Annotated in this window: 21 protein-coding genes and 1 pseudogene; 8 read left to right on the forward strand and 14 right to left on the reverse strand. The window is 70.3% G+C overall.

Features of this window, described 5'->3' with window-relative positions:
- Positions 1-6: 6 nt before the first annotated feature.
- The 5 genes from EIZ44_RS18265 to EIZ44_RS18280 are packed head-to-tail and all read right to left on the reverse strand — an operon-like array spanning position 7 to position 4,359.
- Positions 7-1,152 (reverse strand): M20 family metallopeptidase, encoded by a 1,146-nt coding sequence (locus EIZ44_RS18265; protein ID WP_134729954.1) that lies wholly within the window; start codon positions 1,150-1,152, stop codon positions 7-9.
- The gene (locus EIZ44_RS18270) at positions 1,149-2,087 is read right to left on the reverse strand and encodes a DUF1028 domain-containing protein (RefSeq protein ID WP_134729956.1); all 939 of its coding nucleotides are present in this window, start codon (positions 2,085-2,087) and stop codon (positions 1,149-1,151) included. Before EIZ44_RS18270 ends, EIZ44_RS18265 begins: the two co-directional genes overlap by 4 nt.
- Positions 2,084-2,905 carry an alpha/beta fold hydrolase gene (locus EIZ44_RS18275; RefSeq protein WP_205673215.1) on the reverse strand — a complete coding sequence of 274 codons (822 nt, stop codon included), beginning with the start codon at positions 2,903-2,905 and terminating at the stop codon, positions 2,084-2,086. Before EIZ44_RS18275 ends, EIZ44_RS18270 begins: the two co-directional genes overlap by 4 nt.
- The gene (locus tag EIZ44_RS45145) at positions 2,902-3,339 is read right to left on the reverse strand and encodes a nuclear transport factor 2 family protein (RefSeq protein WP_037819610.1); all 438 of its coding nucleotides are present in this window, start codon (positions 3,337-3,339) and stop codon (positions 2,902-2,904) included. Before EIZ44_RS45145 ends, EIZ44_RS18275 begins: the two co-directional genes overlap by 4 nt.
- A 12-nt stretch (positions 3,340-3,351) precedes the next feature.
- Positions 3,352-4,359, reverse strand: a complete 1,008-nt coding sequence (locus tag EIZ44_RS18280) for an LLM class flavin-dependent oxidoreductase (RefSeq protein WP_134729959.1) — start codon at positions 4,357-4,359, stop codon at positions 3,352-3,354.
- Positions 4,360-4,529: 170 nt separating this feature from the next.
- Between EIZ44_RS18280 and EIZ44_RS18285 the strand changes: the two genes are divergently transcribed.
- Complete coding sequence (locus EIZ44_RS18285) at positions 4,530-5,141, forward strand: transglycosylase SLT domain-containing protein (RefSeq protein ID WP_134729961.1); 612 nt, start codon at positions 4,530-4,532, stop codon at positions 5,139-5,141.
- 161 nt (positions 5,142-5,302) lie between these two features.
- Here the strand turns inward: EIZ44_RS18285 and EIZ44_RS46165 are convergent, their stop codons facing one another.
- Entirely contained in the window at positions 5,303-5,467 is a 165-nt protein-coding gene (locus tag EIZ44_RS46165; RefSeq protein ID WP_369127027.1) for a DUF6389 family protein, read from the reverse strand.
- A 201-nt stretch (positions 5,468-5,668) separates the two neighbouring features.
- Between EIZ44_RS46165 and EIZ44_RS18290 the strand changes: the two genes are divergently transcribed.
- Positions 5,669-6,847 carry an epoxide hydrolase family protein gene (locus EIZ44_RS18290; RefSeq protein WP_439098606.1) on the forward strand — a complete coding sequence of 393 codons (1,179 nt, stop codon included), beginning with the start codon at positions 5,669-5,671 and terminating at the stop codon, positions 6,845-6,847.
- Positions 6,848-6,858: 11 nt separating this feature from the next.
- Here the strand turns inward: EIZ44_RS18290 and EIZ44_RS18295 are convergent, their stop codons facing one another.
- Positions 6,859-7,749 (reverse strand): AraC family transcriptional regulator, encoded by an 891-nt coding sequence (locus EIZ44_RS18295; RefSeq protein WP_134729963.1) that lies wholly within the window; start codon positions 7,747-7,749, stop codon positions 6,859-6,861.
- 38 nt (positions 7,750-7,787) lie between these two features.
- On the opposite strand from EIZ44_RS18295, the gene EIZ44_RS18300 reads away from it, so the two are divergent.
- The gene (locus EIZ44_RS18300) at positions 7,788-8,189 is read left to right on the forward strand and encodes a nuclear transport factor 2 family protein (protein WP_134729965.1); all 402 of its coding nucleotides are present in this window, start codon (positions 7,788-7,790) and stop codon (positions 8,187-8,189) included.
- A gap of 3 nt (positions 8,190-8,192) precedes the next feature.
- Here the strand turns inward: EIZ44_RS18300 and EIZ44_RS18305 are convergent, their stop codons facing one another.
- From EIZ44_RS18305 to EIZ44_RS18335, 6 genes are all read right to left on the reverse strand, one after another.
- Positions 8,193-8,699 (reverse strand): hypothetical protein, encoded by a 507-nt coding sequence (locus EIZ44_RS18305; RefSeq protein ID WP_134729967.1) that lies wholly within the window; start codon positions 8,697-8,699, stop codon positions 8,193-8,195.
- Between the two features lie 235 nt (positions 8,700-8,934).
- Positions 8,935-9,360 carry a hypothetical protein gene (locus EIZ44_RS18310; protein ID WP_043828369.1) on the reverse strand — a complete coding sequence of 142 codons (426 nt, stop codon included), beginning with the start codon at positions 9,358-9,360 and terminating at the stop codon, positions 8,935-8,937.
- A gap of 450 nt (positions 9,361-9,810) precedes the next feature.
- Complete coding sequence (locus EIZ44_RS18320) at positions 9,811-10,302, reverse strand: SRPBCC family protein (RefSeq protein WP_134729969.1); 492 nt, start codon at positions 10,300-10,302, stop codon at positions 9,811-9,813.
- Positions 10,299-10,949 carry an SRPBCC family protein gene (locus EIZ44_RS18325; RefSeq protein ID WP_134729971.1) on the reverse strand — a complete coding sequence of 217 codons (651 nt, stop codon included), beginning with the start codon at positions 10,947-10,949 and terminating at the stop codon, positions 10,299-10,301. The genes EIZ44_RS18320 and EIZ44_RS18325 overlap by 4 nt, the downstream gene beginning before the upstream one ends.
- 1 nt (position 10,950) lies before the next feature.
- Positions 10,951-11,319: an ArsR/SmtB family transcription factor gene (locus EIZ44_RS18330; RefSeq protein WP_051729756.1), complete on the reverse strand. Its 369-nt coding sequence runs from the start codon at positions 11,317-11,319 to the stop codon at positions 10,951-10,953.
- Positions 11,320-11,508: 189 nt separating this feature from the next.
- Entirely contained in the window at positions 11,509-12,156 is a 648-nt protein-coding gene (locus tag EIZ44_RS18335) for a TetR/AcrR family transcriptional regulator (RefSeq protein WP_134729973.1), read from the reverse strand.
- A gap of 100 nt (positions 12,157-12,256) precedes the next feature.
- Between EIZ44_RS18335 and EIZ44_RS18340 the strand changes: the two genes are divergently transcribed.
- The 5 genes and pseudogenes from EIZ44_RS18340 to EIZ44_RS18360 all read left to right on the forward strand — a co-directional run bounded on the left by EIZ44_RS18340 (position 12,257) and on the right by EIZ44_RS18360 (position 18,094).
- Positions 12,257-13,705: an FAD-dependent monooxygenase gene (locus EIZ44_RS18340; protein ID WP_167754188.1), complete on the forward strand. Its 1,449-nt coding sequence runs from the start codon at positions 12,257-12,259 to the stop codon at positions 13,703-13,705.
- Positions 13,702-14,091, forward strand: coding sequence for a RidA family protein (locus EIZ44_RS18345; protein ID WP_205673216.1), 390 nt, complete (start codon positions 13,702-13,704; stop codon positions 14,089-14,091). Before EIZ44_RS18340 ends, EIZ44_RS18345 begins: the two co-directional genes overlap by 4 nt.
- Complete coding sequence (locus EIZ44_RS18350; protein WP_134729977.1) at positions 14,088-14,747, forward strand: alpha/beta hydrolase; 660 nt, start codon at positions 14,088-14,090, stop codon at positions 14,745-14,747. Before EIZ44_RS18345 ends, EIZ44_RS18350 begins: the two co-directional genes overlap by 4 nt.
- 671 nt (positions 14,748-15,418) lie before the next feature.
- A pseudogene (locus tag EIZ44_RS18355) lies at positions 15,419-17,014 on the forward strand (M4 family metallopeptidase); the annotation flags it as partial.
- A 126-nt stretch (positions 17,015-17,140) separates the two neighbouring features.
- Entirely contained in the window at positions 17,141-18,094 is a 954-nt protein-coding gene (locus tag EIZ44_RS18360; RefSeq protein ID WP_134729981.1) for a M28 family metallopeptidase, read from the forward strand.
- On the opposite strand, the gene EIZ44_RS18365 is transcribed toward EIZ44_RS18360, so the two are convergent.
- On the reverse strand, positions 18,085-20,112 hold the full coding sequence (locus tag EIZ44_RS18365) for a hypothetical protein (RefSeq protein WP_134729983.1): 2,028 nt from the start codon (positions 20,110-20,112) through the stop codon (positions 18,085-18,087). The genes EIZ44_RS18360 and EIZ44_RS18365 overlap by 10 nt on opposite strands.
- Positions 20,113-20,224: the final 112 nt, after the last annotated feature.

Consider the following 20,224-nt stretch of genomic DNA (forward strand, 5'->3'; position numbering starts at 1 on the left):
AGCTGCTCATGCGGTGGCGACACCCCGGAAACCGGCATACAGCCGAGCGAACGCGCGGGCGGCGGCGGTCAGTTCGGCGACCGGCACGTACTCGTCGGCGGTGTGCGCGACCGTCATCGACCCGGGCCCGTACACGACCGTCGGGATGCCGAGCTGATTGCGCAGGAACCGCGCGTCCGTGCCGAGTTTCAGCCCGCGAACCGGTGCGTCGTCCGCCGCCTCGCGGACCTCGGTGACGAACGGGTGCTGCGGGTCCAGTTCGGAGCCCTCGGCGAAGGCGAGGACAGCCGCGTCGTAGTCGAACTTGCCCGCCGCGTCGATCAGTCCGGTGACGGTGGCCAGCGCCTCGTCCCGCGTCTGGCCGGGCAGTACGCGCCGGTCGATCCGCAGCCGGCATTCGGCGGCCACGATGTTGACGGCGGTGCCGCCCGCGATGGTTCCCGCGTTCGCGGTCGGGATGCCCAGCAGCGGATGCGCTTCGCCGCCGAAGTCGGCGAGGTGGAGCGCCGAGACGATCCGCGCGGCGTCGGCGACGGCGGAGTGCCCGGCGGCCGGATCGCTGCCGTGCCCGGCCCGCCCGCGCACCACGATCTCCACCATCAGCGAGCCGCGCTCGGCCACCCCGACGCGCAGTTCGCTGGGCTCGGGCACGACGGCCGCGTCGGCGTGCACCAGCCCGGCAGCGACCAGCGCCTCGGTCCCGGCCCGGCCGCCGGTCTCCTCGTCCGCCACGAGATGGAAGACGATGTTCGCGGGCGGCACGATTCCGGCGTCGCGGCAGGCGCGCATCCCTTCGAGCGCCGCGGCGATCCCGCCCTTCATGTCGCAGGCGCCGCGACCGTAGAGCAGGCCGTCCCGGACCAACCCGCCGAACGGAGGCACCGTCCAGTCCTCTTCGGACACTGGCACGACGTCCACGTGCCCGTTGACCAGCAGCGTCGGCCCGTCACCGGACCCGATGCGGCCCAGGATCGACGGACGGCCCGGTTCGGGCTCGAAAACCTCGACCTCGGCACCCAGTTCCGCCAAGACCTCGTACAGCGGCTCGACCACCGGCCGTTCCCCGCCGGGCGGGTTTTGTGTGTCGCACCGGATCAAGTCCGCCGCCAGGTCGGTCACCCGCGCGGCTCGGACAGCAGCGGCGGCGTTCATGACGACTCCTCAAGGTGTGCAGTCAACGCGGAGAGGGCTTCGGCGTCGAGAAATCCCAGCGGCGCAAGCCCTTTCGCGAATCCCACCAACGCGGGCCGGAACGCCGCTACCTCCGCGAAGAGGTCGGCGGCCTCCCGATGCCGTCCGGCGCGGGCGAGCAGGACCGCGCGCCAGAAGTCGGCCTCGCGGTTATCCGGCCCGATCACCTCCGCCGCCGACGCGAGATCGTTCAGCCGTGCGTCCAGCTCGTCCGGCGTGACGCCCTCGAACGGCCCGAGCGTCAAGCCGCGCGCGAACATCACCCCGCCGACCGCGCCGAAGGCCCGCGAGCGCGGGAGAAGCCGGGACAGTTCGGCGAGCGGATCCGGATGGTCGTCGACCCGCAGGTCGACCACCACCTCGTTCCACGGCGTCGGGCTCCGTCGGCCGGAGACGACCAGCAGTGCCGCCGACTGGGCGCCGCGCACGTCTCCCCCGGCACCGTCCGCGGCTTGGAGCCCGGCGAGGATACGGTCGGCGAGGTCGCCGCCCGCGGTCTCGAAGGCGGACAGCGCAGCCTGGCACACGTTCGGGGCAGCCAGCATGTTCCCTTGCACCGTCACCTGATGCCCGCGCGCGGAACCGGCGTGCGGCGCGCACGAGCCGCCGGTGTGCGTGCCCACCGAGCCCCGTGCGTCGACAACTCCGAGCTGGCGATAAGCGGAATCCGGGTCCTCGGCCACCAGCAGGTCCACAGTAGACGGTGCGGGTACGCCTGCCCGCAACAACTCCAGGCCGCGAGGTCCGCAATCGACGTTGACGAACGCCTGGGTGGCCACCGCGCCGACGCCCGCCTCGGCCCACGGCAGCAACGTGCCGACGCCGAAGAAATGGGTCTGGGCGCCGACCCCGAGGCAGCCGGTGGCCGGATCGCGCGCGACGATCGAGTACGTCACGGCCTTCCTTCCTCCGCCCGCGCGAGGTGGTTCCGGAGGAGGCCGGCCACCTGGCCGGTTTCCTCGAGCATCGGCAGGTGACCCGTTCCGTCGAGCTCCATCGCGGTGCCGCCGGTGGCTTCGGCGAGTTCGCGCGACATCGCGGGCGGGCACGTCGGATCCTCGGTTCCGGCCACTGCCAGCACCGGAATCCCCGACGTGGCAACCTTTCCCGCCAAATGCCGGATATCCGCGCCGAACGCTCCGTAAAGGATCTCCGCGACGACCGTCGTCGGCCGGGTGCCGACCGCTTCCGCCATCACCTCCCGGACCCGCGCCGAATCCCGGTGCTTCCGGCCCACGATCTCCGGCACCTGACCGGCGAAGTACCCGGCAGTCCCGGCGGCCTCGAGTTCGCGCACCATCGCGGCGATCGCCTCGGCCGGAACGCCGGTGCCCAGCGTCGAACCGAACGCGGCGACGCTGCGCACCCGCCGGGGATGCAGCGCGGCCAGCGCGACGCTGATCGTGCCGCCCAGCGACCCGCCGGCCAGATGCACCTGGTCCAGCCCGAGCGCGTCGAGGACCGCCAGAACGTCCGGCACGTAGCCATCTTCGACAGTGAACGGGCCGGTCTGCCCGGAGTGCCCGTGCCCGCGCAGGTCCGGCGCGACGACCGGCCGGTCGAGCCGGGCGGCGACGTCCTCCCAGACCACTGCCGCGGAGTTGATCGGATGCAGGAGCACGAGCGGGACGCCGGACCGGTCGTCCGCCGTGCGCAGCACTGACAGCTTTCCGGCCGGTCCCTCGACGCTGACGCGGTCCAAACCCCTGCTCATTCCGTGCCGTGCTTGGGCATCTGCGGGTCCTGGACGCTCACGTGCATGTGCCAGATCCGCCAGTCCGGGCCGCCCTTGCCGTCGTCGCGGCGGAAGAACTCGGTGGTGCGGAACGGGGTCGGGACCGCGTCCTGCTGGCCGGGAGCCAGCACGTCGGCGGTTCCTTCGGCGGTGAGCAGCGCGACGTCCCCGAAGACCTGGACGTCCGGGCCGACGGTGTCCTTGATCGCGGTGATGCTCAGCCCGATCTTCGCGGCGTTGACCCACAGCCGGTGCTTGTCCAGCACGCCGTGGTAGGTGTGGCCGTTGAGGTTGAACTGGTGGTAGCCGTCGCCTTCGGGGAAGTACTGCAGCATCCGGTCGGCGACGAGGCCGATGTTCGCCTCGTACCAGCCTTGGTGCACTTCGAGGATCCGCTCGAGGTCAGTGCTCATGGTCGTGCCCTTTCAGTGGGTGAACTCGCCGGTCAGTTCTCCGACCGCGGCGAGAGTTTCTTCCGCGCCGCCGGCGACGACGGTCGCGATGGCGACGTTGTCCGCGCCCGCGTCGAGGTACTCCTTGAGGCGGGCCCGCGCGGTGTCCTGCCCGCCCACGACGCCGAAAACGTCGAGCCACTCGTCCGGCATCTCCGCGGCGACCACCTCGGGACCGCCTCGCGAGAGCATGTCCGCGAGCTGCTCGTTGGCACCGACCGCGCCGAACAGCGGGCCCGGGCCACTCGCGGCGAGGTAAAAAGCAAGAACCGCTTTGAGCGCTTCCCTCGCGGCGGCTGCCTCCCCCGGATCCCGCGTGACGTTGGCCGCGGCGAGGACGGTGATCGTGATGCGCTCGTCTCGCCCGGCCGCGCGCGCGGCTTCGTCCAGCTTGCGCCGCGCGCTCCGTACGTATTCGACCGGTGCGAGCGCGCTGACGAGCAGACCGTCGGCCATCCGGCCGGTCAGCTCGAGCCCCTTGTCCCCGAGCACCCCGGTGAACAGCGGCACCGGCTCGGCGACCGGGTGCGTGATCGCGACCTGGCGGAAGGCGGCGAACCGGCCCTCCTCGTCGATCGTCTCGCCGCGCAACAGCCCGCGGACCGCGGTGAGGGTTTCGCGCAGGGCGCTCATCGGCGACCGCTGGGTCAAGCCCATCTGCGCGGTCCAGGCGGGGACGCCGTGCCCTATTCCGGGCATCAGCCGGCCCGGGTAAGCGCGGGCCAGCGTGCTGATTTCCATGGCCAGCAACGCCGGATGCCGGACGACCGACGACACGACCCCGATGCCGACCGGGACCCGGGACGTCGCTCCGAGCGCGAGCGCGGCGCCCGCGATGCCGCCGAGGAAGAAGTAGTCCTCGGGCAGCCACAATTCCCCGAAACCGGCGGCTTCCGCGGCCGCGGCCTGTGCGCCGATCTGTTCCGGCGGAGTGGTGCTGCCGAGCAGCACTCCCAGCCGGCTGCGGGACGGGTGGGTCATCGGCGGGCTCCTGTCGTGCGGGCTGGTTCACCACGTTGGGCTCGACGTTAGAAACCGCACCGGGTCCCGCGCTTCGGGCACGGCGACGAAACGTGCGGAACTCGACAGTGCACGGTGCACGACCGGCGGCCGTTTTGTGCCAAGGTGGAAGCAGAGGGAAGGCGGAGACGATGCGCGAGTGGCGTTGGCTGGCAGCGGCGATGCTGGGACTGTGTCTCGCCGCCTGCACCGGTCCCGCCAGCCAGCCGGAACCCAAGACCCCGGCGACTCCGACCACCTCCGCGCTCAGCGGGAGCTACGACCCGGCACGGTTCGCCTCCATGGTCCGGACCCGCGCTCAAGAGGCGGGAGTCTCCCCTCGGCTGGTCATGGCGATTCTCTTCAACGAGTCGTACAAACCGCACGATCCGGCTCTCGAACGCGCCTGGCAGCGGCTCAAGCCGGGCGCCGCGTTCGGGGTCGCGAACATGCACGAAGCGACCTTCGACGCGACGAAGAAGGGCCGCGCGTTCGCCGGACGTTCATGGGACCAGCTGCCGGACGACCCGGACCTGGCGATCCAGGCCGAGTCCTGGTACCTGCACGACCTAGCCGCGCAATTGCCCGCGCATCGGTCCGGCTCGATCACCTCCGACGAACTGCTCGCGCTCGGCTACAACGCGGGGCCGGGCGCGATGAAGAGCTTCGCCCGCGGGACCAAACCGGGCCCGCAGGCACAGTCCTATTTGGACACTCTGCGCGGGAACTGGGCCAAGGCGGGCAAGGCGCTCGGCGAGCCGTGACCGGGTTCCGGCCCCCGAACGCCGCGATCAAGCCGACCCGACCGGTACCCGGCGCCGATCCTCGCCCGCACTCCGGAGGTGCCGAGCGTCCGGCCGTATCCGTCGACCGCGAACCGGCCAGAGTCCTCTTCGGACACATACGGCTCCCGGCATTTCCGCGCTCACCCGCAGCCGCCCGGGGCCTCGACGCGACAGAAGCCCTCGGGTGCTCCAGCCGGGATGAGCGGCGTGATCCACTCCGTCACCGCGTCGACGACCGCGGCTTCGAGATCGTCGCGCGTCCACCCTCCCGGCCGCGGCGGAATGTCGGGCTCCGCGCGCCGCAACTCAGAACCGCTCGAGCCTGGCGGAAGTTTCGTGCGACGCGGAGCCGAGGATCCCGGTCACCGCGGCCCGGTAGTCACCCGTGTCCACGGGAGCGAGCTTAGAGCGGGCCTCCTCTGTGGACTCCGCACCGCAATAATTGACTCGCACACCGCAATCCCGAACATTGAGGCAGCGCCCGGCCCAGCCCTACGGTTCCTTGCGTGGCTGACATTTCTGCAGGCGAGACCCCCTCCCCCGAACGCTTCGCCATCGACGTCGACAACGCGGACCTCGCCGATCTGCGGACCAGGCTGGACCAAGTCCGGCTTCCCGAACACGAGACCGTGCCGGACGCGTCCCAGGGAATCCAGCTGGCGCAGCTGTCGACCCTGCTGACCGCGTGGCGCGAGCACGATTGGTCCGCGCTGCAGGAGCGGTGGAACGCCATCCCGCACTACCGCGTCGTCCTGGACGGCCTGGGGATCACGTTCTGGCACGTCCGTTCCGCCGAGCCGGACGCGCTTCCGCTGGTGCTGACGCACGGCTGGCCCGGTTCGGTTCTCGAGTTCGAGGACGTCATCGGCCCGCTGACCGATCCGGTCGCGCACGGCGGTTCCGCGCGCGACGCCTTCCACCTGGTGATCCCGGCGCTGCCGGGGTTCGGGTTCAGCGACCGGCCGCGGGAGCAGGGCTGGAATCCCGGCCGCACCGCGCGGGCGTGGGCGCAGTTGATGACCGTGCTCGGCTATCCGCGGTTCGGCGCGCACGGCGGGGACTGGGGCGCGTTCGTGAGCACCGAACTCGCGCGCCTCGTTCCCGAACGCGTCGCGGGCCTGCACCTGACGATGCCGATCGCCTCCCCCATGCCCGACGACCTGCTCGCGCCCAGTCCCGCCGAACAACGCGTCCTGGACCGGCGGAACCGGCATCTCGCCGACGGCTACGGCTTCGGACTGCAGATGAGCACCCGCCCGCAGACGCTGGGCTATTCGCTGCTCGACTCCCCCGCCGGACTGGCCGCGTGGCTGGGCGAGAAATTCGCCGCCTACTCCGACACCCGGCCGGAATCCGGCGGCGGCGTAAGCATTTCGCAGCAGATCGACACCATCGCGCTGTACTGGCTGACCGGCACCGGCGCGTCCTCCTCGCGGTGGTACTGGGAGGCGATGCGCTGGGTGGCCCGCAGCGCGGAAGAGGAGAACGCGCAGCCGGTGACCGTGCCGACCGCCTGCTCGATCTTCCCGGCCGACCCCTGGCCCGCCGTCCGCCACTGGGCCGAACGCCGCTACCTCGACCTGCGCTCCTGGCACGAACTCGACCGCGGCGGCCACTTCCCGGGGCTGGAGCAGCCGGAGCTGCTCGTGTCCGAGATCCGGGAAGCGTTCCGGCAGCAGCGCTGATGCCGGGCCCGTCAGGAATCGCGGTACGCCGAGGGACGCGTCCCGGTATGCCGCAGGAACGCCGTCGACAACGCAGCCGGGTCAGCGAATCCGCAGCGCCCCGCGATCTGGGCGATGGTCAGCTCGGTGCCGCGCAGCAGCCGTTTCGCCTCGTCGATCCGCAACCGGGTCAGGTACCGGTACGGCGTCTCCCCGGTCGCTTCCTTGAAGACCCGGACCAGGTGGTAGACGCTCAGATGCACCTCGCCGGCGAGATCCGCCAAGGTGACCGGCTCGGCGAGCCGCTCGCGCATCGCCGCGACGACCGCCCGGACCCTCGCGTTCTCCCGCGTCGGCGCGGCGCGAGCGGACCGCCGCGTGTGCCGGGTGAGCAGTTGCATCGTCAGGAACGCCGCCGCGGATTCGGCATACAGATCGTCGGCCGCGCCCGCACCACCGACGGCTCGGATGATCTCCTCGACCAGCGGATCGCCCGCCGTCAGCGAAGCGGCCACCGCAGCGAAGTCCACCGCGGCGCCGCCGAGTTGCGCGGCTGTCGCATCGACGGTGTCCCGCGGAATGTGGACCTGCACGCTGTCCAACACGCCGGTGGCCCGGTAACGCCGCACCGCAGGCTGATCCGGAAGCATCAACTCGACGCGCCCCGGCGTCCACGAAGTGCGCCCCCACCGGCCGTCCCGGCGCGTCTCCATCACCGCGCTCCGCCCGACCGGCAACACCAAATGCAGATCCGCCGCGGCGGGCAACGCCATTTCCTCGGCGACGGGGACGTGCTCGAACCGCTGCACGAGCAGGGACTCCCAGCCAGCGTCCGCCCAGCTGCAATACGTGCGCCGAACGTAGCGCGCCATGTCGAACCCGGCATACGGCTGGAGATCCAGCCGCGTGGAGTCGAACACCATGGTTCCCAGGCTAGCGACGATCAACACCAGGAGGCTCGATGACCACCGCTCGCACCGCCAGCCAGGCCCTGCACGCCGCCGTCCGGAGGCGAGACAAGGAGGCCTGGCTGGCGCTGTTCGCCGCGGACGCCCTGGTGGAGGACCCGGTCGGCCCTTCCCAGTTCGACCCGGACGGCACCGGGCACCGGGGCCGCGACGCCCTTTCCGCGTTCTGGGACCGCGCCATCGCGCCCAACGACTCGATCGAGTTCCTCTTCGACGACTCGTTCGCCTGCGGGAACGAGGTCGCTTACACCGGCCACGTCCGCAGCGAGAACGGCGGACAGGTGCTCGAGGCCGAAGGAGTGTTCGTCTATCGCGTCGACGAGGCGGGGAAAATCCTTGCGGTGCGCGCCTTCTGGGAGGTCGAACGCACGATGCGCACTATGCGGCCCGCGTGAGGGCTATGCGCGACGCTCGAAATGACGGCGAGTCCGCTGCCGCGACAGCCAGTACAACGCGTGCGGGACCCCGGCGAGGAGACCGCACCCGGCGATGCATACACCGGTCACGAAAATCGGGTAAGAATCCACGCCATCGCTTCCAGCGCGCGCATTCTTGAAGGCGAAGGTTGCCCGGGTCAGCACGAGGTCCCCGATCGCGACCAGGCCGACCGCGGCCGCGGTCAACCGCCGGAGACGCTTCTCCCAGGCAAGCACAGGGACCTCAGCGCGCCCCTCGCGCAGCCGGACCCGCAGCGCGGCCACCGCTGTCCCCGCTCCGATCAGCAGACCCGCCCCGGTCGTGCCCAGGCCGAAGAGGAGGGCTCCTCCGGCGCCGATATTGGCGCCGCTGTGCGGCGGCGCGGTGATGAGCATGACGAATCCCATGCCCAGCAGCACGGCCCCGGCGATGAGGATCCAGCTCGTGATGACCGTCAAGGTCCTGACATTGATTCTCGCGGTGCTCATGGTTCCTTCCGGCTGAATGACGCCTCCGCCCGGTCGTCCCGGCCGCTGGTGCGCAGCGCCGGTTTTGCCCGGGCATTCCCCCTCCTGATCACCCAGCCGCCCGCGTCGCTCGCCTCGGGCGAAACGCGGGAACAACTGATTTCAGGCAAATCCATCGTATCCGGCCACAACCCGCCGAATGGGGCTCAGCGACGGTGTCGCCAAACGGTGACCAAGACAGGCACTCGAGCCTTTCTCAGCCGACGCGCGGCGCGGGAATCACGACCCCGTCCGCAGGCCGGTTGCCGCGGTAGCGGGCCACGACGACCCGGACCCCGTTGCGGAACGCGTCCGGCATCGCCGCGAGCACGGTGCTGCGCGGCACCGGACGAGGAACGTCCAGCCCGGTCATCGGCCGGGCAAGGCCGATCCCGCGGACCGTCCACCGCAGCCGCCCGTCCTTGTCCTGATCGGTGAATTCCAGCGAAACCGGGCGCAACGCCGCCACTCGCACGAGCCCGCTGTCCGGCCCGGTCGGGATCAGCACGTCGCCCGCGTCGAGAAGAAGGCAGACCCGCAGGGCAGGCGTCAGCCCGTCGATGGCAACGATCCCGCGACGGCCCCGTTCGGGTGACCGGAGCAGCCGGACGCATTCGCGATGCGTCAGCTCCACGTCGTCCATCGCCCGGCTCCTCCCCTGCGCTTCGGTGAGCCCAGGATCCCGATTCCGCCTCGCGGAGCGCAAGGACGCCCACCGCCGGACGGCACTTCCTGCCGGAACTCAAGGCTTTCGCGGTCCGGTGCGGCGCATTTCCCGCTGCTGTTGAACTATTCGCCGGAAAACTCGATCACGCCAGCCTTGTTCACCGGGTCGTGGGACAGGCGCGGCGAGCGCTATCCCGGATCGCGGTACCAGCGGCGATGGACCATCGGCTCCACAGCCAGCACGACGACTGCGGCGGCGAGCGCGACCGTCCAGGCGAGCCAGTGGCGGCTTCGGCAGCTTGGGCCACGCCGAGGCCAACGCGGCGACGCCCGTTTCGGCAGGCCTGCCTTGGCATCGCGGCATACCGGTCGACGCGTGCGGTGGGTGTGCTCGCCATGCTGGCCGGACCCGCGACTCAGCGGCAGGTCAGCTCGCCCCCTGCCGGACGTCCGTCCCGTGCTCGGCGAACGCTTTGAAGTCCCGCATGTGCTGCTGCGACTGCTTGCGAAACGAGCCGACCATGAGCAGCGCCACCAGTCGCATCAGGGGCCCGTCGAACCGAAACTCGCTCTCGCTCTCCCACAGCGTCTTGTCCGGACCAGCGTCGACGATCCGATCGCGCTGGGCCTGCCACATCCCTTTGGCGGTGATCTCCCGTTCGTAATGCACGACGACCGACCTGGGCACTGCGCGGATGTCCGCGGGCTCCAGCCGAGTGATGGTCTCGGTGGCCTCCACCCGCTGTTTGCCCCGCTGGAGCACCACGCGCGAGGTGGTGCCGACCTGGCCGTGTACTCCGTTCACCGGTTCGTGCAGAACCAGGCCCCGCAGCCACTTCGCCAGGTGCGCCGGGTCGGAGATCAGCTGGACCACCTTCTCGCGAGGCAGGGCGATCTCGATCGAGTTGGCGTACTTCATCGCTCGCTTCCTTCGGGGGCGTAGAACGCGGTGGTGGCCGCCACCGCAGCCGCCACGCGATCCGGGTCGCCGCCGGCAGCCAGGTGAGCTTCGCCCCATGCCGCCGCGCTGCGCCGAGCGAACTCGCGTCCCCCGGACAAGGTCCGGAACTCGTCGTGATCGAGGGTCTCGCCGTCGGCCAGGAAGCGCGAAAAGGAGAGGAGATGCAGATCCCAGCCCACGCCGCCGGCGCCCGGGCCGTAAGTCGGGAACATGGGCTCCCCGACGGCCGCGGCGTGGACCAGCTCGAATTCGGTGCCCCCGGCAGTGCCCGGAGACAGCCTCACCTCGACCTCGCTCGTGCCCGGCCACTCGTCGGCCCCGGGCCCGAAGAGCCAGGACACCCGCAGCCGCCGCGGCGGGTCGCAGGCGAGGATCTCCCCGTGCTCACCGCCGTCCAGCTCGAACGATCCGCCCAGGCGCAGGTCACCGGTCACCGGCTTCAGCCAGCGGCCCAACCGCTCGGGGTCGGTGATGGCGTTCCACACCTCGTCGACCGACGCGTCGTAGTCACGCCGCAGCTCGATCGTGTACGCGTCGCCGGCCGGCAGGGTCGCGGTGCCCATCGCCCGGCGCGCAGCGGCCAGTTCGTCCAGTACGTCCTTCATGTCATCGTCCTTTCGCTGGCGGACCGGCCTTGCCGACACCCGAGGTCCGGGATGCTCGCCTGCCGCGGGCCAGCTCAGTGCCCAGGGCATCGAGCCGCTGATTCCAGAACCCGCGAAACCGGTCCAACCACTCGTCGACCTCGCTCAGCGGCGAGGGGTCGACGGCGTAGAACCGGCGGGCTCCCTCGGCCCGGACCGAAGCGAACCCGTTCTCGCGCAGAACGCGCAGATGCTGCGAGACAGCCGGCTGGGACAGTGCGAACTCGGCTCGAATCACGTCGGTGATCGCGCCCGAGGTCTGCTCGCCGTCGGCGAGCAGTTCGAGAATGCGGCGGCGCACCGGGTCGCCGAGAATGTCGAACGCGTGCACTACCCGGATCATACCGGCTCTCGCTTATATAAGCCAGCGCCGGTACTTGGTCCATCCACGGTGTCGGCGCCCGATCCGTCTCGCCAATGCCGGTGTCGACCGAGACCTGCTCCCGGCGTCAGCAAGACCGATGTAGTCACCCAGCCCGCAACGCGCCGGTGCCATTGGCCGCACGGTGAAACCCGGCCGTCAGGGCAGGTCGGCGGTGAGCAGGCGCAGGCCCTGTTCGAAGAGGTCGGTCAGGTCGGTTCCGGTCAGATGGTCTTGGGCCTCGGCGAGGTGTGGATAGTCGCCGTCTTGGATTGCTTCGCGCAGGTGGCCGATGTCGGCGGGCAGGTCCGGGCCGGACTGGATTGCTGCTTGTTCTTCGAGGGTGTGGCCGGTTGCGAAGTGCAGGACCAGCAGCGCAGTTTTCATCGCCGCTGCGGCGTCGAGGCCGGTTTCCCGCAACGCGCCGTTGAGGGCTTCGGCGAAGCCCAGGGTGTTCGGCCCGATGGCGTGCGTGCCCGCGTACACCCGCGCACCGTCGCGATAGGACAGAAGTGCGGTGCGCAGGCTTCTCATCAGGGCCAGCACCCGTTCGCGCGGCTCGGCAATTCCGTCGGCGGCGGTGCGGCAGCCGTCCAGCATCGACTCGGCCATGGCGGTCAGCAAGGCCGTTTTGGTCGGGAAGTAGCCGTAAAGCGTCCCCACCTGGACGCCGACCGCGGTGGCCAGTTTCCGCATGGTGAGCGCGTCGAGGCCCTCTTCGTCGAGCAGCCGGAGCGCGGCGGCGGTGACGTGGGCCCGGTCGGCGGCGGGCGGGCGTCCTCGGGTGCGGGGCTGGTGCGCGGTCATGGCGTGGCCAGCCTAGCAGCGTGTTTGACAGCTTCGCGCTTCCTCAGGACACTGGCGGCAGGCTTAAATGAACGTTGTTCGGAAAATAATGGAGGCGGCTGTGGACACCGAGGTCGTGATCAGTGGGGCGGGCCCGACGGGGCTGCTGCTCGGCGCGGAACTGGCGCTGGCCGGGGTGCGGGTCCGGATCCTCGAACGGCAGCAGGCGCGGCACGGCCAGTCGCGCGCGCTCACGCTGCATCCGCGCAGCATCGAGATGCTCGAACTGCGCGGCATCGCCGACCGGTTCCTCGCCCAGGGCCGCACCGTCCCGAGCTGGCATTTCGCCGGGCTCTCGCGGAAGCTCGACTTCTCCGCGCTGGACACCCGGCACGGCTACACGCTGTTCCTGGAGCAGGCGCGGACCGAGCAGCTGCTCGGAGAACGCGCACGCGAGCTCGGCGTCGAAATCTCGTACGGACACGAAGTCGTGTCGCTCGTCCAGGACGACGACGGGGTCGATGTCACGGGCATCGGGCCAGACGGGGACTTCCGGCTTCGCGCCGCGTATCTCGTGGGCTGCGACGGCGGCCGGAGCAAGGTCCGGGAGTCCGCCGGCATCGGTTTCCCGGGTTCGGACGGCACGATGAGCTCGATGCTCGGCGACTTCGCGGTCGTCGACCAGGAAGCGATCGCCGCGGCCGGGCGCGTTCCGCTGCTGATCGCCCCGCTTTCCGGAGGGCTGACCCGCATCGTGATCACCAGTCCGGAGCGCATGCGCGTCCCGGCAACGGAACCCGTGACGTTCGAGGAGTTCCGCGCCACCCTGGTGGAGCTGACGGGCACCTCCTTCGGCATCGCGGAGCCGCGCTGGCTTTCGCGCTTCGGCAACGCCACCCGGCTGGCCGAGCATTACCGGTCCGGCCGCGTTTTCCTCGCGGGCGACGCGGCGCACATCCATTTCCCGGCGGCGGGCCAGGGCCTCAACACCGGCCTGCAGGACGCGATGAACCTCGGCTGGAAACTCGCCGCCGACCTCAACGGCTGGGCGCCGCCGGGCCTGCTCGACACCTACCACGCGGAGCGTTTCCCGGTGGGGCAACTGGTCGCCGACAACACCCAAGCCCAGACGCTGCTGCTGGAACTCACCCTGGTCCCCGACTACCAGCGCCCGGTCGCCGCGCTGCGCGGACTGCTGGATTCGTTGCTCGAAATCCCTGAGGTCAACGCCCGGCTGGCCGGTCTGGTGTCCGCCCTGTCGACGTCCTATCCAGCACCCGACGGCGACCCGCTCGTCGGCACCCGGGCGCCCGGCCGGATGCTCGGGTCGCAAGGCGCGAATCTGTTGCACGACGGCACTTTCGGCTACTTCGGAGACGGCGCGGAGCAGGTCGCCGAAGGCTGGAAAGACCGGATCACGGCGACCAGCACCCGACCCGAGAACCTCAGCGAACTCCTCGTCCGGCCGGACGGCCACATCGCATGGGTCCGCCGCGAAACCGATCCGCCGGACGCCGCGCTCCGGGAAGCCGCGATCACCGCCTGGGCCGGCGCGGCGGCGCGGCGATGACCGAGTACCTGACCCCTCCCGGGCTGCACCGCATCCCCGGAGCCTTCACCCCGGTCGTGCGCGTCGCCGACCTCGTTTTCCTTTCCGGGCAAGTCGCCTGGGACGAGCACGGGAACCTCTGCGGCGAGGACCACGCGACCCAGATGCGGCGGATCGCGCACAACCTCGACGTCGCGCTCGCCGCCGCCGGCTGCGGCCGCGAGGACATCGTCAAGGAAACCGTTTACGTCGTGGACTATCGCCCCGAGCTGCTCTCCGGACTCTTCGCCGCACTGCGCGAAGGAATGCCCGCAGCTCCGGCGAGCACCCTGGTCGGAGTCGCCGCGCTGTTCGTCCCCGACGTACTGGTCGAGGTCGACGTCATCGCGAAGGTGCCCGCGCCATGAGCCACTACGTCCTGGTGCACGGCTCGTGGTGCGGCGGCTGGATATGGGACCGGATCGCGGCGCGGTTGTCCCAGCAAGGGCACACTGTCGCCGCGCCCACGCTCACCGGCCTCGGATTGCGGCAGCACCTCGACGAAGTCGGGCAACTGCTCGAAGACCAGGTCGTCCTCGTCGGCCACAGTTACGGCGGGATGGTCGTCGCCGGGCTCGCGGACGCGCATCCCGAGCAGGTGCGCGAAGCGATCTACCTCGACGCTTTCCTTCCCTCGCCCGGCGAATCCGCGTTCGACCTCATGCCGGTCCTGCGTCGGCTGTTCGCCGAAGCGGCGCAGTCTCACGACCCGTCGGGCCGGGCCGTTCCGCCGTTCGGGCTCGACGCGCTCGGATTCACCGAGTCTGCCGTGGTCTCCCGGCTGCGGCCGATCGACCTCGCCAGCCACGAAGAACCCCTGCCGCCGTCCTCGGCCACGCGGCCGCCTGGCCGCTACGTTCTTTTCGGCGAGCATTCTCCTTTCTCGGTTATGTCTGCCCGCGCTCGGGAGCAGGGCATGGAATGCCGGACCGTCGCGACCGGCCACTTAGGACTGTGGACAGCGGCCGCCGAAGTGTGCGCGGCCATGACCGGGCCGGAGGGATCTCTTCCCGGACGTCGCTGAGGCAGCGAGGTCCGGACACCCGGGGCGTGCCGGGCACACGGCGCGTCCCGCCGCGATCGGCGAGCCCGTCCGGATCAGACCGGGCAGACCCCTGGCCCGGCAGCGCACCGCCGCGCGAGTCCAGCCCGTAACGAGCCCATCCGGATCAAGCCGGGCGGATCTCTGGCCCGGCAGCGCAGCACCGTAAGTCCAGCTCCTAACGAGCCCGACCGGGCCACGCCGGGCGGCCCGCTGGTCCGGCAGCGCTCCGTCGCGAACCCAGCCTCTGGTCCGGGGCATGCGAACGCGCCGAGTTCGCCTGGCAGCAATGCTTCGCCGACCCGCGGCAGGCAGCGCCGCACTCGCACTCGCACTGGCGGTCCCCGCCGGGGAACGACCTTCCGCTGGCCCGGCCTTTCCGCCGTCCGGACTCTTCCGACATTCGTACGGCACCCGGGACATTCCCTACGAAAGTCGCCCAGTGCCCGAAAACGCGAAAAATCCCAGCACCGGCAACGCATATACGAATTGACCGCTGAATCCGGAACATTCCGTTGGTCCGTTTGGAGCATTGACGCTCCCGGGCGCCGATCCTTTACTCGACTGTGCTCGGCCGCATACCCACCGTGAGCAGCCGGGCGTGTTCCCTCTCCCCGCACCCACCGTCCTGCCTTCAGGGAAGGAAGACCTCGATGCCCCATCGCGGACTCACCACGGGCCTGGCGGCCGCCGCCGGTCTCGCCCTGTCCCTCGCGTTGCCGTCGGTCCCGGCGAGCGCAGCCTCCCCAGCCCAGCCCGTTTCCCCGGACGTCGCCGCCGCTCGCGCCGCCGACCAGGCGGTCGCCTCCGGGCTCGGCGGGCTCAGCCGCGGCCCGGCGGAGGCGTTCCGGCGCGTCGGCCAGACCGCGGGCGACGCCGGGCTCTTCTACAGCGCCTACGAGCGCACCTACCAAGGCCTGCGGGTCGTCGGCGGGGACGCGGTCGTCGTCGCGGACGGGGCCGGCAACGTCCGGGACACCAGCGCCGCGGAAACCGCGCCCATCGCCGTCGGGACGCAAGCCGTTCTCGACGCCGCGAAGGCTGCCTCCACGGCACGCGCCCAACTGCCCACTGTGGACAGTGTGAGCACGCCCGAAAAGGTGGTGCTGGCCGGGGCGAATCCGAAACTGGCGTACGAGGTCGTCGTCACCGGGCGCACGGCCACGGCGCCGAGCAGGCTGCACGTGTTCGTCGACGCCGCCACCGGCGCGGTGCTCGACCAGCGGGACGACATCAAGACCTTCAGCTCCGGGGCGAAGTCCCAGGCGCGGCCGAACGCGGTGAACGCGGCGGGCACCGGCAACAGCTACTACGTCGGCACCGTCTCCATCGACACCACCGGATCCGGCAGCTCGTACTCGATGCGCGACCCGGGCCGCCCGGGCATCAGCTGCGGCCGCGAGGGCGGGTCTGTCTACAGTGGACCGGACAACAGCTGGGGCAACGGTTCCGGGACGAACCTCGAGACCGGCTGCGTCGACACCCTTTTCAGCGTCCAGACCGAATGGAAGATGCTGAAGGACTGGCTGGGCCGCAACGGCATCAACGGCAGCGGGCGCGGCTACCCGGCGTCCGTCGGCCTGAACGACGTCAACGCTTACTGGGACGGCTCTTCGACCCACTTCGGGCACTCTCAGGACAACCGGCGCCAGGCCACGTCGATGGACGTCGTCGGCCACGAGTTCGGGCACGGCATCTTCCAGACCACGCCGGGCGGCGCGGGTTCCGGCAACGAGAACGGCGGCTTGAACGAGTCGACCGGCGACATCTTCGGCGCGATGACCGAGGCATACGCGAACAACGCGAAGGACCGGCCCGACTACGAGGTCGGCGAAGGCGTCAACCTGGTCGGCCAGGGCCCGATCCGCTACATGTACAACCCGTCGAAGGTCGGCGACCCGAACTGCTACTCGTCGTCGATCCCGAGCACCGAGGTGCACGCCGCGGCCGGTCCGCAGAACCACTGGTTCTACCTGCTCGCCGAGGGCTCGAACCCGGGCGGCGGCAAGCCGGCCAGCCCGACCTGCAACAACAGCAGCGTCACCGGGATCGGCATCCAGAAGGCCGCCAAGATCTTCTACAACGGCCTGCTGAAGAAGACCTCGTCGTGGAACCACAAGGCGGCCCGCAAGGCGACGCTCCAGGCCGCGATCGCGCTCTACCCGGGCAGCTGCACCGAGTTCAACGCCACCAAGGCAGCTTGGAACGCCGTCTCCGTCCCCGCGGTGTCCGGCGAGCCGACCTGCACGACGCGCACCACGCGCTGACCTGACGCGGCCGGGTCCCGCTCGCCGCCGCGCGACGGGACCCGGCCTGCCCGGCCAATCCCCCGAGAACACCCGCTCTCCCCACCCCAACCGAAGGAACGCACCGTCATGAAGTGGAAGACAAGAATCGGCGCCGGGGTCACCGCCCTGGTGGCGGTACTGGGCGTCGTCAGCGTGCCCGCGGCCACCGCCGCGCCCGCCTCGGCGCTCGCGGCCCCGGACATCTCGCTGGCCAACATCAAGACCCACCTCAACCAGTTCCAGGCCATCGCCCGCAACAACGGCGGCACGCGCTCGCCGCGCGGCGGCGGATACGCGGCGTCGGTGTCCTATGTGGAAAACCTGCTCAAGAACGCGGGCTACACCACGAAGCGCCAGACCTGCACGAGCTGCACCGGCCGGTCGCAGAACCTGATCGCGGAATGGCCGCAGGGCGACGCGAACCAGGTTCTGATGCTCGGCGCGCACCTCGACTCGGTGAGCGCAGGCCCCGGCATCAACGACAACGGTTCCGGCAGCGCGTCGATCCTCGAGGTCGCGCTGACGCTGGCCCGCACCAACCCGGCGATGGCCAAGCGCGTCCGGTTCGCGTGGTGGGCCGACGAGGAGTCCGGCATGGTCGGCTCGCGGTACTACGTGAGCACGCTGTCGAGCGCCGAGCGCGCGAAGATCACCACCTACCTCAACTTCGACATGATCGGCTCGAAGAACTGGGGCTACTTCGTCTACGACGACGTCGCTTCGGTCAAGGCCGTGTTCGACGAGTACTTCGCCTCCATCAACATCGAGACCGAGGGCGACACCGAAGGCGACGGACGGTCCGACCACGCGTCGTTCAAGCGCGCGGGCATCCCGGTCGGCGGCCTCGCGACGGGTGCCGGCGACATCAAGAGCTACGAACAGGCCGAGAAGTGGGGCGGCACGCCGGGCGCGGCGTTCGACAACTGCTACCACCGCGCCTGCGACACGACGTCGAACATCCCGGACACGCCGCTGGAGAAGAACTCCGACGCGATCGGCTACGCGGTGTGGAAGCTGGCGGTCGCGGCGGCTCATCGCTGATCCTGACTTCCAGCGCCCGGACCGGGCACCCGCTCCGGGCCGCCGTCGCGAAGACGGCGACCCGGAGTGTCCGGCTCTCCGGCGAGAATCGGTCCGATCAGGAACGGGCGGTGTCCCGCGAGTTCGGGCAGGTCGAAATGCTCGAACTCGTTGCGCCGCACGTGCCATCGGACGACGCGGCGAGTCAGTCCGCGGTGCGGCTGGGAGAAGACCAGGGTGTCGGGGGTTTCCCAGACCGGCGCGGACGGCACGGCTTCGCCGGACTCGCAGCCGTCGGGAAGCGGGTGTTCGCCGATGGTCCCGGTGGCAAGGTCGAGCAGTTGCGCGACGAGCGGGTCGTACCCGAACGAATACATCCGCGTGCCGCCCGGCACGAACCGCCAGCGGTGGGGTTCCGGGACTTCCCGCCGTTCCCCGGACGCGGTGAATACCGCCAGTCCCCCGGCTTCTTCGCGCAATTGCGCCCCGGACAACGGATCGAGCCGATGGACAGGCGAGGCGAGGTCCACCGGTTCCGCACCCGGTGTCCAGCGGGAAGCGACGAGGGCTCCCGAATCCGTCGTGAAGTAGACAGCGCCGTCGTGGATGCCCAGGACGCTCCGGGTCAGCTCAGGCGATGGGGGCAGGCTCCACGCTTCTTCCGTGGTCACGTCGTACAAATGCACCTGGTCCCACGTCCGTCGGCCGATATGGGTCTGCACGCCCGCCAGGTAGCGTCCGTCCGCGCTGCGGACGGGCCGGATGTCCAGGTCCACCGGAAGCTGCCGGGCCGTGCCCGACCAGTCGATCAGCTGTCCCTGCCCGCCGGACGCGGCGACGTAAATCCCGGCCAGGGTCTCGAACGCGCGGTACCGGTAGTCGCTCTCGACCCGGCCGAGGATCGCCAGCTCTCCCCCGCGCCAGACGCCGACCGTGCCGTCGCCGGAAACGAAACCGGCTCGCGGCGGAGGACCGGCCGCGGTCGGCGGTTCCTCTTCGCAAACCATTCGGACGAGGGGTACTGGCTCATGCCGCAGTGGTGGGCGGGGAAGCGCCGCGACGGTGTCGTTGGCCCGGCGGATCAGCTTGTCGCTGACCGAATACTCGAGCAACGGCTCGACGGTTTCCTCCGGGACCGCCAGCAAAGCGGCCAAATCCTTGACGTGCGCCGGATCCGACCACGCCGCGATGCTGACGAGATCGGCCGCGAGCAGGATGTACACGGCGCGGACGGCGGCCGCGTCCAACCGGGCGGCCAGGTCCGCTGGCAGGTCGAGCACCTCCGTGGCGCGCCGCGGCGTTCCCTCCGAGTATCCGCCGGTGTCGTCGTCCACGAGCAGGCCTGCCGCGACCAGCAAGGGAATCGCGTCCCGTCGCGTGCGCGGCGGGACGACGCCCAACTGAGCACACACGGTGTCCGAAGGCGGTTCACCGGGCAACGGTTCGTCGAGCCAGCCGTCCTGGCGCGACATGCCCACGAGCGTGAAGTACCACGAGACTTCGATCAGGTGGTAACCCAATACCTCTTGCCAGCCCGGGTCTTCCGGATGCAACGCGGGACGGGTGCGTTTGAGCCACCGCGGCGGCTCCGGTCCGTCGGGTGACGGCCAGAACTGGATCAGCCAGACGTCGCCCTCTTCTCCGGCCTCCGCCGGTTTCCGGCAGACCCGCGTACGGAAAAGGCCTTTCGCTCCCAGGTTCAGTGCGTCGCCGCCGGCGCCGCCGGTGAGCAATCCCAGGCTCACGGCCCCGGAGCGGCTGTGAAACGGCGACTCGACAACGTCTTCCCATGCCTCGAGCCGCAGTTCCGGCGGCCCGTCGTGGGCTTCGCAGCGCACTGCTTGCCAGGGATGGCTTGCCGAGCAGTGCAGCCAGCCGTCGCCCGCTGTCGCGACCGTGCCGGACAACGCGTTCGTCGCGAGTTCGCCGAGCAGTTTGTTGTCCAGCGCGGGCGCGCTGCGGTATACGTCGTCTCGAAGCACAATGGTGCCGTAGTCGGGCAGGTACTCGTCCTCCTCGGAGAACCCCAGAAGCGTCATGCCCAGCAAGGTAGCGGCGAGGTCTGACAATTTCGGCGGCAGCGGGATTTCGCCGGTGTCAGTGCTGGATAATCTCGCGCGGCTCGCAACGCTATTCGCGAAAAGGCGACGG

The organism is Amycolatopsis nivea (genome assembly GCF_004522235.1).
GTDB classification, from domain to species: Bacteria; Actinomycetota; Actinomycetes; order Mycobacteriales; family Pseudonocardiaceae; genus Amycolatopsis; species Amycolatopsis nivea.

Excerpts from the sequence above, each read along its gene's own strand:
- EIZ44_RS18265 (WP_134729954.1), bottom strand. The coding sequence starts at position 1,152 with ATGAACGCCGCCGCTGCTGTCCGAGCCGCGCGGGTGACCGACCTGGCG.
- EIZ44_RS18275 (WP_205673215.1), bottom strand. The coding sequence starts at position 2,905 with ATGAGCAGGGGTTTGGACCGCGTCAGCGTCGAGGGACCGGCCGGAAAG.
- EIZ44_RS45145 (WP_037819610.1), bottom strand. The coding sequence starts at position 3,339 with ATGAGCACTGACCTCGAGCGGATCCTCGAAGTGCACCAAGGCTGGTAC.
- EIZ44_RS18280 (WP_134729959.1), bottom strand. The coding sequence starts at position 4,359 with ATGACCCACCCGTCCCGCAGCCGGCTGGGAGTGCTGCTCGGCAGCACC.
- EIZ44_RS18285 (WP_134729961.1), top strand. The coding sequence starts at position 4,530 with ATGCGCGAGTGGCGTTGGCTGGCAGCGGCGATGCTGGGACTGTGTCTC.
- EIZ44_RS18295 (WP_134729963.1), bottom strand. The coding sequence starts at position 7,749 with ATGGTGTTCGACTCCACGCGGCTGGATCTCCAGCCGTATGCCGGGTTC.
- EIZ44_RS18300 (WP_134729965.1), top strand. The coding sequence starts at position 7,788 with ATGACCACCGCTCGCACCGCCAGCCAGGCCCTGCACGCCGCCGTCCGG.
- EIZ44_RS18305 (WP_134729967.1), bottom strand. The coding sequence starts at position 8,699 with ATGAGCACCGCGAGAATCAATGTCAGGACCTTGACGGTCATCACGAGC.
- EIZ44_RS18310 (WP_043828369.1), bottom strand. The coding sequence starts at position 9,360 with ATGGACGACGTGGAGCTGACGCATCGCGAATGCGTCCGGCTGCTCCGG.
- EIZ44_RS18320 (WP_134729969.1), bottom strand. The coding sequence starts at position 10,302 with ATGAAGTACGCCAACTCGATCGAGATCGCCCTGCCTCGCGAGAAGGTG.
- EIZ44_RS18325 (WP_134729971.1), bottom strand. The coding sequence starts at position 10,949 with ATGAAGGACGTACTGGACGAACTGGCCGCTGCGCGCCGGGCGATGGGC.
- EIZ44_RS18335 (WP_134729973.1), bottom strand. The coding sequence starts at position 12,156 with ATGACCGCGCACCAGCCCCGCACCCGAGGACGCCCGCCCGCCGCCGAC.
- EIZ44_RS18345 (WP_205673216.1), top strand. The coding sequence starts at position 13,702 with ATGACCGAGTACCTGACCCCTCCCGGGCTGCACCGCATCCCCGGAGCC.
- EIZ44_RS18350 (WP_134729977.1), top strand. The coding sequence starts at position 14,088 with ATGAGCCACTACGTCCTGGTGCACGGCTCGTGGTGCGGCGGCTGGATA.
- EIZ44_RS18360 (WP_134729981.1), top strand. The coding sequence starts at position 17,141 with ATGAAGTGGAAGACAAGAATCGGCGCCGGGGTCACCGCCCTGGTGGCG.
- EIZ44_RS18365 (WP_134729983.1), bottom strand. The coding sequence starts at position 20,112 with ATGACGCTTCTGGGGTTCTCCGAGGAGGACGAGTACCTGCCCGACTAC.